The sequence below is a fragment of the Pseudomonas sp. FP2338 genome (genome assembly GCF_030687515.1).
GTDB classification, from domain to species: domain Bacteria; phylum Pseudomonadota; class Gammaproteobacteria; order Pseudomonadales; family Pseudomonadaceae; genus Aquipseudomonas; species Aquipseudomonas salomonii.
On record NZ_CP117436.1, the window covers coordinates 188,126 to 199,306 of the forward strand.

The following is an 11,181-nucleotide window of genomic DNA, read 5'->3' on the forward strand; positions in this document are numbered from 1 at the left end:
GTTTGCTCATGGGGATTCCAATAATGAAAAACCCTTATGCTCCCGCATTCTGGTGCGTGCTCTTCGCGCTGGTGTTGTTATCGGCTGCCTATTTCTACGGCGTCATGCTTGCCCACCAACTCGACAAGGCCATGGTGTTTCTCGACAGTGCCTGCCTGGTGATCGGCACGTTGTCCATCGGCGTGGTGGCCTGGGCGTCCTATCAAAATCAACGGGTGAAGAAAAAGCTGCTTCAACAAGGCAAGACCCGCGTGGCGATCTGGGACACCAAGGTCGCCCTGCGTCGCGTCGAAACCGTGTTCGACCGCTATTTCTGGGGCAGCTACTGGCAGCCCGGGCGCACCTTCCAGGAAGTCATGGGCGAGCTCACCGGTACGCCACTGGAAAAAAGCCTCGAAGCCCTGAAAAAACAATGTGTGCTGCTCGACCAACAGGTCGCCGACGGTAGGCATTGGCTGAATAACGCACGGGAATTGTCCGACGTGGCCACACAAATGGCACGAGAACGCTACCAGCTCGACTTCTGCGACCCCAAGGCCGACACCCCCAGCAACGCCGTGATACACCGCGAGTTTGAGGTGTTGGTGTACACCTGGACCGCACGCTTGAAGAGTTTCGATCACCAACTCGATGAGGTTGAATTGGAATACTCGTGAACCAACCGCTGACCTGACCCCTCTGAAAAGCTGGGCCGTTTTCGGCCGCCAGTGCTAATCTTCCCCGGTTTTCGGCGGGTTTGAGCCAACCCCTCCTGGGGTTCAAGGAAGACAGCCCACTTCTCACAGGATTTGATCAGGTCACTTCATGAATAAGCCAGCAGTTGTTTTCTTGGGTTTCATTGTCGCCGTCGGCGCCATCAGTGCAGGCGGCGCCTGGTACACCGGTAAGCAACTGGAGCCGGTGTTGCAAACCGCGATCCAGAACGCCAACAAAGAACTGCAGACCTCCATGGCCGGCGTCGATGGCACGGTGAATCTGGAGCTGGTGTCCCTGGACCGTGGCCTGTTCAGCAGCACCGCGCACTACCGTCTCAAAGGCCAAGGCAGTGTGTTCGGTGAAGAAAACCCGAACCCTGAGCTGTTGTTCGTCGACCATATCGAACACGGCCCGCTGCCGTTCTCGCGCCTGGTGACGCTCAAATGGCTGCCGGTCATGGCCACCAGTCACTATGAACTGGAAAAGAACGCCACCACCGAAAAATGGTTTGCCGCCAGCAAAGACGTGTCGCCGCTCAAAGGCGTGGCCAATATCGGCTACAACCGCTCGGTCGACGGCAACGTCGAACTGCTGCCGCTGGATATCAAGGACGACAAGTCTTCGGTGAGCTTCTCCGGCGCCAACCTCGACTTCGACAGCAGCGCCGAAGGCAAGAAGGTCAAGGCCAGCGGCTACATGAACAGCCTCAAGGTGGCAGTGATCGACGCCAATGGCCAGCCGCTTGAAGCTGAACTGTCCGGCCTGACCGTGGCCAGCAACCTGGAAAAATCCACTTTCGGTTTCTACACCGGGCAAAACACCGTTGAGCTGACCGACACCAAAGTCACCTTCGGCCCGCAGAAAGCCGTGCTGACCCTCAAGGGCTTCGAGCAGAAAGACACCAGCGAAACCAAGGACAACAACCTGGCGGGTCGCGTCGACTACAAGATCGACGAGATCGGCTACCAGGGTAAACCTGTAGGTTCGGCCGCCATGGCCCTGAGCATGAAGAACATCGACATCCCGGCGATGCTGGTGCTGACCAAGCTCTACCAGGACAAGATGCAGCCGGTGCAAGCCGCCGCTGCTGCCGGCCAGCCAGTGCCTGAGCTGCAACTGACCGAAGCCGAGCAGACCCTGGCCGAGGCCAACGTCAACCAGGTGCTGGCTGCCAAGCCGCAAGTGGCAGTGGAAAACCTGTCGCTGAAAACCACCCACGGTGAAAGCAAATTCAACCTGGTGGTGGACCTGACCAAACCCGCTTCGATGGAGCTGCCGCCGGTTGAGCTGGGCAAGCAGGTTATCGCGCTGCTGGATGCCAACCTGACCCTGTCCAAGCCGATGATCGGCGACGTCGCTGCCCTGCAAGCTGAAGTAGGCGGTGTGACCGACCCTAAAGCCATCGAGCAGCAATCGCAGATGGCGGCCGAAATGGTCAGCGGCATGGCCGTTGGTACTCAGTTGGCGACCCTGGTGGGCACCGACGTGGTTTCCAAACTGCACTACGCCAACAATGAAGTGACCTTCAACGGCCAGAAGATGACCGTGGAGCAGTTCATTGGCTTTGTGATGGCCAAAGCGGGTGCGGTCAGCGGCGCGCACTAATTTCGTTAGATCTAATTGAAGTAATCAAAGTGTGAAGCGTACTTTTTGTGGCGAGGGAGCTTGCTCCCGCTGGGCTGCGTAGCAGCCCTGAAACCTCACGCGGCGACCGCCTTGAAAAAGCGCTCGTTTGAATAGGGGCTGCCCTGCAGCCCAACGCGAGCATGCTCGCTTTCCACAACGACGCTGCTTGCAGACTCGCCTTTATGACCGCTCCTGCAATTCTGAACAATTGTTCTGATTTGGGCATTTCCCTTCATCCTTAAGGGATAGTTCCTACAGGAAAGCTAGGCCGGGTCACGAGACGCCGGCACCCTGACGCGTAGCGCTCAGGACTACCTATCGTTACAGCTTTCCGTGTGTAAGGAAGCTCACGATATGCTGCGAACACTACCCATCAGTGCTTCAGGCCGGTTGCGTCTGCTCATTGGGGCCGCCTTATGCAGCCAACTGCTGACGCCCAGCCTTGCCTTCGCCGACCCAGCCTATGACGCCCTGATTATCCAGGCGCGCAAGGGCAACTTCACCCCCGCGCTGACCCAGTTGCGCCAACTGTCGCCTGAACGCCAGACACCCGGCCAGATCAGCGATCACCTGGTGATTGCCGGTTGGGCAGGGCAAGACGCCGAAGTGCTGAAGGTCTACGAGGCCCAAGGCAAAAACCGCAACCTCACCACCCAGGCGCTGGCCACGGTGGCGCGCACTTATCGCAACCAAAAGCAGTGGCCACAGGCCCTGGCGGTTTATCAGCAAGCGCTGGTGCGTGAGCCGGGCAATGTCGACCTGCAACTGGGCCAGGCCCTGACCCAGGCCGACGGCGGCCAGGCCGCGACGGCCGTGCAGCGCCTGCGCGCACTGGTGGCGGCGCAACCCAATGACCCCAACCGCCGCATGGCCCTGGGTTATGCGCTGACCCGCGCAGGCTTGAACTACGACGCCTTGTTTGAGTTCGACCAAGCCTTTACTCGCGCCGGTGACAAACCTGAAGTGGTCCGCGAATACATCGTCGCCCTGCAAAAGGCCCGCCTGCCGGAGCCGGCGCTGCGCCTGTCGGCCAAACATCCGGGGCTGCTCGACGCGGTGACCCAGCGCCGCCTCGAAGGTGACCTCGCCGCCGAGCGCGTGCGCATGGCCGAGTTCGCCACCCGCACCGAAAAAGAACGCTACGTGGTTGCCGACCGTGCCCTCAATGACTACGACAAACTGCTCGCCCGCTGGACCCCGGATGCCAGCGCCCACGACGACGTGGTGCGCTGGCGCATCGACCGCCTGGGCGCCCTCAAGGCGCGGGCACGCACCGCCGATGTGATCCGCGACTACGAAACCCTCAAGGGCGAAGGCGTGCAATTGCCCACTTATGCCCTGCGCTGGGTCGCCGCGTCTTACCTCGACCAGCGCCTGCCGGAAAAAGCCGAGCCGTTGTACCGCCAGGTGATCAGCGCTGCCGATGCCGAGCCCGATGACCGGGTCGAAGACACCACGGCCTTGTTCTACGCCTTGCAGGAAAGCGACAAAGGCGCCGAGGCGCGCGAAGTCGCCAACAGCCTCGCCACTAGCCAGAAACCTCGGGTCGAACTCAAGGGTTTGCCCATCGGCAACCCCAACGACGCCTGGATGGACGCGCAACAGCTGTCGGCCCAGGCCGGCGTCTACGGCGGTGACTTGCCGGGCAGCGAAGCCGGGCTGGACGCGTTGGTGGCCAAAGCCCCCGGCAATGTCGGCCTGCGCCTGGCCCAGGCCGACATGTACCGCGCCCGCGACCTGCCGCGCCGCGCCGAGGGCATCCTCAAGGAAACCGAAGCCCAGACCCCACGGGATATCGGCCTGGAAGTCAGCCAGGCCTACACCGCCATGGACCTGCAGGAATGGCGGCAAATGGACGTGCTCACCGATGACGTGCTGGCCCGCAACCCCGACAGCCGCCAAGTGCAGCGCCTGAGCCGCCTGCGGGATGTACACGACATGGCCGAGCTGCGCGTGGAGGCCTACACCGGTAAAAGCTACGGCGGCGGCAATAACAACGACACCGGCGCGGTGGCCGGCAGCCGTGACTGGGGCATTGAAAGCGTGCTTTACACGCCGCCTATCGATGAAGACTGGCGCCTGTTCGCCGGTGCCGGCTACGCCACCGCCGATTTCAGCGAAGGCACCGGCCAACACCGTTGGCAGCGCGTCGGTGTGGAGCGCCGCACCCGCGACATGACCCTGGAAGCCGAAGTCTCCAACCATTCCTACGGCCATGGCTCCAAGCAGGGTGCGGCCGTGTCGATTGCCCGCGACATCAACGACAACTGGCAGTACGGCGGCAGCCTCGGCTACCTGCTCACCACCACGCCGCTGCGGGCGTTGAATGCCGATGTCACCGCCAACGGCGGCAGTGGCTTTATCCGCTGGCGCGCAAATGAAAGCCGCGAGTGGAAACTGGCCCTGAGCCCGTCGCATTTCAGCGATGGCAACAACCGCTTCGAAGCCGTGCTGACCGGCCGCGAGGGCATCTACAGCGCGCCCGGCGTGCAGGTCGACCTGGGCCTGGAAGTCGGCACCAGCCATAACAGCAAAGAAGACACGGTGTACTTCAACCCCAAGTCCGACTTCACCGTGTTGCCCACGGTCACGGTCAATCATGTGCTTTATCACCGCTACGAGACTCAGTGGAGTCAGCAGTTCCAGCTCGGTGCAGGTACGTACAGCCAACGGGATTACTCCACCGGTGGCGTCGGTTTGATCGGCTATGGCCAACGTTTTCGCTGGAACGATGTACTCGACGTGGGCGCCAACCTGAGCCTGATCAGCCGACCTTATGACGGTGATCGCGAACGCGATCTGCGCTTGCTCGTCGACCTCACTTACCGTTTCTAAAAGAGCCTGACCATGACCGTCCTTTGCCGTTGCCTGTTGGTCCTGGGTGTAATGCTGGCCAGTGCCTGCGCCCAGCAACCCGCGCCTTTCACTCCACCCGCCGAGCGGCCGATAGCGGCCAATGAAGCGCCGTGGCCGAAAAACCATTTCCTGGGCATTGCCTACCACGATGTCGAGGATCGCGACCCCGACCAGGCGGTGGTGGCGGTGCGCACCGAGCGCTTGATCGAACAGCTGGCGTGGTTGCGCGAGAATGGCTACCAGGCGGTCAGCGTCGACCAGATCCTGGCGGCACGCAACGGCGGCCCCGAGCTGCCGCCCAAGGCCATCATGCTCAGCTTCGATGACGGCTATTCGAGCTTCTACACCCGCGTGATGCCGATTCTGCGCGCCTATCACTGGCCGGCCTTGCTGGCGCCAGTGGGGTATTGGATCGATACGCCGCTCAACCAACCGGTGGACTTCGCCGGCTCGCCGCGCCCACGTGGTGAATTCCTCACCTGGCAACAGATTCGTGAAGTGTCGCAGTCGGGCCTGGTGGAAATCGCCGCGCACACCGACAACAACCACAAAGGGATTTTGGCCAACCCCCAGGGCAACCTCGAGCCGGCGGCGACCAGCCTGCGCTTTGACCCGGCCACCGGTCGTTATGAAGACCAGGCCAAATTCGATGCGCGCATGCGGGCTGATGTTGCGGCGATCACCAACAAGATCCGCAGCGTGACCGGCAAGGCGCCTCGGGTGTGGGTGTGGCCTTACGGCGCCGCCAAAGGCACCGCGCTGGCGATTGTCGGCGAGCAGGGCTACAAGATGGCGCTGACCCTGGAAGACGGCCTCGACAGCCTCGGCAACCTGATGAACAGCCCGCGCTTTCTGGTGGCCTCGGACCCGGACGGCGAGCATTTCGCCAACAGCATGGTGGCCGTGCAAACCCAGGCACCGCTGCGCGTGCTGCACGTGGACCTCGACAACGTTTACGACCCTGACCTTGCCCAACAAGCGCGTAACCTCGACCAGCTTGTACAACGTGTGGTCGACATGGGCGCGGGCACCGTGTTCCTGCAAGCCTTCGCCGACCCCAAGGGTGACGGCCTGGTGCATTCGCTGTACTTCCCCAACCGCCACTTGCCGGTGCGCGCCGACCTGTTCAACCGCGTCGCCTGGCAGCTGCGCACCCGTGCCCATGCCAGTGTGTATGCGTGGATGCCGGTACTGAGTTTTGCCCTCGACTCCAAGCTGCCGCGCGTGACCCGCTGGGACCCGCAAACCGGCCAGGTCGGCACCGACCCGGACCAATACAAGCGCTTGTCGCCGTTCGACCCGCAGGTGCGCAAGATCATCGGCGAGATCTATGAAGACCTGGCCCGCAACAATGCCATCGACGGTGTGCTGTACCACGACGACGCCGTGCTGTCCGACTTCGAAGACGCCAGCCCCGCGGCGCTCAAGGCTTATGCCGCCAACGGCCTGCCGGGCAGCATCGCGGCGCTGCGTGCAGACCCTGCCGTGATGCAACGCTGGACGCGCTTCAAGAGCCGCTACCTGATCGACTTCACCAACGAGCTGACCGCCAAGGTTCGCGCCATCGGTGGCCCGCAGGTGCAGACCGCACGCAATATCTTTGCCGAGCCGATGCTCAACCCGGCCAGCGAAGCCTGGTTTGCGCAGAACCTCGATGACTTCCTCCAGGCCTACGACTGGACCGCGCCCATGGCCATGCCGTTGATGGAGGGCCAAGCGCTGAACACCTCCAACGCCTGGCTGGAAAAACTCGTCGCCACGGTCAAGGCGCGCCCCGGCGCGCTGGATAAAACCGTGTTCGAACTGCAAGCCAAAGATTGGCGCACCAAAGCAGCACCGGATATCAATGGCGCGCAAATGGCCGAGTGGATGGGCGTGCTCAAACGCCAGGGGGTCAAGAGCTTCGGCTACTACCCGGATAACTTCCTGGAAAACTCGCCGGACCTGAAGACAGTTCGTCCGGCCCTTTCCAACCAGTGGAACCCTTGATCATGTTTGACAGAATCCTGGCTCTATTCGTGTTGGCGCTGGTACTGGGCGTGCCCCTGGGCCTGATCTTCCTGGTCACCGGGCAATTCCTGATGGACTTCGTGTTTTTCTACCCGCTGTTCATGTCGGCGTTGTGGATCGCCGGCGGGCTGTACTTCTGGCTGCACTGGGAGCGGCATTGGCCGTGGAAGGAAGACACGCCGGCGCCGACCCTGGCCGGCAACCCGCTGATTTCGATCATCATCCCTTGCTACAACGAGGGTGATAACGCCGCCGACACTATTCATGCCGCACTCGGCCAGCTGTACCCGAACGTTGAAGTCATCGCGGTCAACGACGGTTCCAGCGACAACACCGCCGCCGTGCTCGATGCCCTGGCCTTGGAAAACCCGCGCCTGCGCGTGTTGCACCTGGCGCAAAACCAGGGCAAGGCCGTGGCCTTGCGCATGGGTGCCGTGGCGGCGCGCAGTGAGTACCTGGTGTGCATCGACGGTGATGCCTTGCTCGACAAAAACGCAGCGGCCTACATGGTCGCGCCGATGCTCGACAACCCGCGCCTGGGCGCCGTGACCGGCAACCCGCGCATCCGCACGCGTTCGACCTTGATCGGCCGTGTGCAGGTGGGCGAGTTCTCCTCGATCATCGGCTTGATCAAGCGCACCCAGCGCGTGTTCGGGCGGATATTCACGGTGTCGGGTGTGGTGGTGGCGTTTCGCAAGAAAGCGCTGGACCGCATCGACTACTGGTCCACCGACATGATCACCGAAGACATCGACGTGAGTTGGAAGCTGCAACTGGACCACTGGGCGATCTTCTACGAGCCCCGTGCCCTGTGCTGGATCCTCATGCCCGAAACCGTTGGCGGCTTGTGGAAACAGCGCCTGCGCTGGGCCCAGGGCGGTGCCGAGGTGCTGTTCAAGAACATCCGTGGCATCTGGCAATGGCGCCATCGCTACCTGTGGCCACTGCTGTTCGAGTACTGCCTGTCCACCGGCTGGGCCTTCACCTTCCTGCTCTCGGTGATCTTCTGGGGCGTGGGCAAGTTCGTGGTACTGCCACAGGCGATTGCCGTGGATTCCCTGGTGCCACCGGCCTTTACCGGCCTGGTATTGGCGATGGTGTGCCTGCTGCAATTTGCGGTGAGCATCCTGATCGACCGGCGCTATGAAAAGGACCTGTGGAAAACCCTGTTCTGGACCGTGTGGTACCCGATGGTGTTCTGGCTGGTCAGCCTGTTCACCACCCTGGTCAGTTTTCCCAAAGTGCTGTTCAACCAGCATCAGAAACGTGCGCGCTGGGTCAGCCCGGACCGCGGCATCAAACCCAGTGAAGAGGAGGCGTGATCATGAAACTGGTCAGAACTCGCCAAAACACCGTGATGTGGATCATCGATGTGCTGCTGACGCTGCTGGCGTGGGGCGGGCTGATCTGGCTGCTCGCGCGTGGTATCGGCGCCATGTTGGAAACCCACGGCGGCCCGCGTATCGAGGCGCCCATATTTGCGGCGCTCAATACCTTGCAGATCTACCTGTGGATCGCCGTGTTCAACGCGGTGATCCTGATCAGTTGGGCGCGCTATCAGCAACGCCGTGGGCGCAAATTCGCCCAGCGTCGCGCCGAGGCCAATGCGCTGAGCGACCAACACCTGAGTGAGAGTTTCAATTTGGGCGACGGCCACCTGGAGCAGTTTCGCAAGCCGGGTGTATTGGTGATCCACAACGACGAAGACGGCGGTGTGGAGGATGTGAAGTCCCACGTGTCCCGCGATGTGGAGCGCCCCGGCCTGACCCTGGTGCCCGGCGCGGAAAAAGGCCAAGACGCCGGCTAGAAAATCCAAAGATACCAAAGACCCCGGTGGGAGCTGGCTTGCCTGCGATAGCGGTGGGCCAACAACCTATCAATACCTGACACGCCGCCATCGCAGGCAAGCCAGCTCCCACATTCCATCTGCGTCGCCTGGAATGCCGATAAATGGGATCCAACTCACAAAACAGCCGCGAACTTTTCGTCATTCTCCTGCACTAACCTAACTCGGCAAGTAGTTGATGGCTAAATAATGGCATTTGCTCGAATGTTTGCCGAATGACTATCAAAAGAGTTGCCGCTGGTCGGAATAAAAGTTCTAACGACCGCCGCTATCTCTTTTCGTTAATTCTTTGTTGTTAATAATCAAAGTGTTGCGGATGTAATAAGTACGAATGTGCAACTGTCCCGGTTTCTTGGGCCAGCGCTAGTTCGATGGTAGTTTGCCGCCCCTTGATAATCGATGGATCGAACATGTCTTTTTTATCGCCACGGACTCGGTATTTGTTGTGCACTTTCATGCTCGCCTGCCTGAGCCTGAACACGGCCATCGCCGCCCCCACGCCTGGGGATCAAGACCTGATCCGCGATCGGCAGAACCGCCTGCTCGAAGAGCAAAGCCGGCGCCTGCAAGAGCTTCAGGACCTGCCCGGCAAAGAGGCCAAGCCCCAGGCGCCGGCCACGCCTGCCGACACCCGCTGCTTCCCGATCAAAGACATCGAACTCAAAGGCGCCGACAGCCTGCCTGTCGGCGACCGCACGCTGCTGCTCAAACCCTATATAGGCCAATGCCTGGGCGTCTCGCAGCTCAATGAGCTGCTCAAAGTCATCACCGACTATTACATCGCCAAAGGCCGCGTCACCAGCCGCGCCTACTTGCCGCAACAAGACCTCTCCAGCGGCCATCTGCAGGTGTTGGTGGTCGAAGGCAAACTCGAAGCCGTGCGCAGCGCCGAAGGCAGCAACGTCACCGAGCGCGAACTGGCCATGGCCTTTCCCGGCAAGGTCGGTGAGGCGCTGAACCTGCGCGAGGTCGAGCAACTGGTGGACCAGCTCAACCGGCTGCCGTCCAAGCAGGCGCAAATGGAACTGACCCCCGGCAAGCAAGTGGGCGGCAGCGACGTGGTGGTCAAGAACACCCCGCAAAAGCCCTGGCGCGCCAGCCTGTCGCGCAACAACGACGGGCAACGCAGCACCGGCGAGCAACAGTGGGGCGCCGGCCTGGAATGGGACAGCCCGCTGGGCCTGGCCGATCAACTGGTGCTGCGCGGTGGCCACGATGCCATCAGCGACCACCAGAAAACCTCGAAAAACACCCTGCTCTACTACAACGTGCCGTGGGGCTGGTGGAACTTCACTTACACCTACAGCGAGAGCGATTACCGCGCGCTGGGTTACACCGACACCTTCAAATTCAAGCAGTCGGGCGACAACCAGAACCACCAGTTGCGCGCAGAGCGCGTGATTCACCGCGATGACGTGAGCAAAACCTCGCTCAACGTCGGCCTGGCTCACCTGCGCACCAACAACTACATCAACGACGCCCAGCTCGAAATCAGCAGCAACCGCCTCAGTGAGTTGCAGTTTGGTATCAACCACGGCCGGCGCATCGGCAATGCCTTCGTCAACATCGACCTGGGCGTGCAGAACGGCATCGGCGCCTTTGACGCCCAGCGCGACGACCAGCACCGCGACCAGTTCGGCAACCTCACGCCCACCCCGGATTACCGCAAATACACCGCCACCGTCAGCTATTTGCAGCCGTTTCGCCTGTGGGGCGAGTCGTTCAGCTTCACCAGCCTGGCCACTGGGCAACGCAGTGAAGACGTGCTGTTCTCGCCGCAGCGCATCAGCCTCGGCGGCTCGTCGTCGGTGCGCGGTTTCAAGGACCAGCAACTGTCCGGCGACAGCGGCGGCTACTGGCGCAACGAAGTGCGCTGGGCGCGCCCGGTCACCCTGGAATGGCTGCGCCCGGCCTTCGCCGAATACGGCACCAGCCTCGGTTACGACCAGGGCGTGATCCGCAACGACCGTTACAACGGCGACTTCCACGGCCGCGTTTCAAGCAACTCCGTGGAACTGTTCGCCCGTGGCAAATACGTCAGCACCAGTGTGACCTTTGCCCACTCGTTAGAAAGACCCGGAGTGGTGACGGAGCGTGAAGCGCCGATCTACTTCCGCATGGATTTCTTCCTGTAATTCAACGCCCCG

At 61.6% G+C, this 11,181-nt stretch carries 8 protein-coding genes; 7 read left to right on the forward strand and 1 reads right to left on the reverse strand.

Annotated elements, in window-relative coordinates:
- Positions 1-23: 23 nt before the first annotated feature.
- The 6 genes from PSH96_RS00790 (at position 24) to pgaD (ending at position 8,995) form a co-directional block, all read left to right on the forward strand.
- Complete coding sequence (locus tag PSH96_RS00790; RefSeq protein ID WP_058422549.1) at positions 24-656, forward strand: hypothetical protein; 633 nt, start codon at positions 24-26, stop codon at positions 654-656.
- Between the two features lie 148 nt (positions 657-804).
- On the forward strand, positions 805-2,301 hold the full coding sequence (locus tag PSH96_RS00795) for a YdgA family protein (RefSeq protein WP_305456938.1): 1,497 nt from the start codon (positions 805-807) through the stop codon (positions 2,299-2,301).
- 375 nt (positions 2,302-2,676) lie between these two features.
- On the forward strand, positions 2,677-5,157 hold the full coding sequence (pgaA, locus tag PSH96_RS00800) for a poly-beta-1,6 N-acetyl-D-glucosamine export porin PgaA (RefSeq protein ID WP_305456940.1): 2,481 nt from the start codon (positions 2,677-2,679) through the stop codon (positions 5,155-5,157).
- Positions 5,158-5,169: 12 nt separating this feature from the next.
- Complete coding sequence (gene pgaB / locus PSH96_RS00805; protein ID WP_305456942.1) at positions 5,170-7,167, forward strand: poly-beta-1,6-N-acetyl-D-glucosamine N-deacetylase PgaB; 1,998 nt, start codon at positions 5,170-5,172, stop codon at positions 7,165-7,167.
- Between the two features lie 2 nt (positions 7,168-7,169).
- Positions 7,170-8,510, forward strand: coding sequence for a poly-beta-1,6-N-acetyl-D-glucosamine synthase (pgaC, locus tag PSH96_RS00810; protein ID WP_305456944.1), 1,341 nt, complete (start codon positions 7,170-7,172; stop codon positions 8,508-8,510).
- Between the two features lie 2 nt (positions 8,511-8,512).
- Positions 8,513-8,995 carry a poly-beta-1,6-N-acetyl-D-glucosamine biosynthesis protein PgaD gene (gene pgaD, locus PSH96_RS00815; protein ID WP_058422552.1) on the forward strand — a complete coding sequence of 161 codons (483 nt, stop codon included), beginning with the start codon at positions 8,513-8,515 and terminating at the stop codon, positions 8,993-8,995.
- A gap of 334 nt (positions 8,996-9,329) precedes the next feature.
- Here the strand turns inward: pgaD and PSH96_RS00820 are convergent, their stop codons facing one another.
- On the reverse strand, positions 9,330-9,491 hold the full coding sequence (locus tag PSH96_RS00820; RefSeq protein ID WP_305460207.1) for a hypothetical protein: 162 nt from the start codon (positions 9,489-9,491) through the stop codon (positions 9,330-9,332).
- Between PSH96_RS00820 and PSH96_RS00825 the strand changes: the two genes are divergently transcribed.
- Positions 9,445-11,169, forward strand: a complete 1,725-nt coding sequence (locus PSH96_RS00825; protein WP_305456947.1) for a ShlB/FhaC/HecB family hemolysin secretion/activation protein — start codon at positions 9,445-9,447, stop codon at positions 11,167-11,169. The two genes, PSH96_RS00820 and PSH96_RS00825, sit on opposite strands and share 47 nt — an antisense overlap.
- The last annotated feature ends 12 nt before the right edge of the window (positions 11,170-11,181 follow it).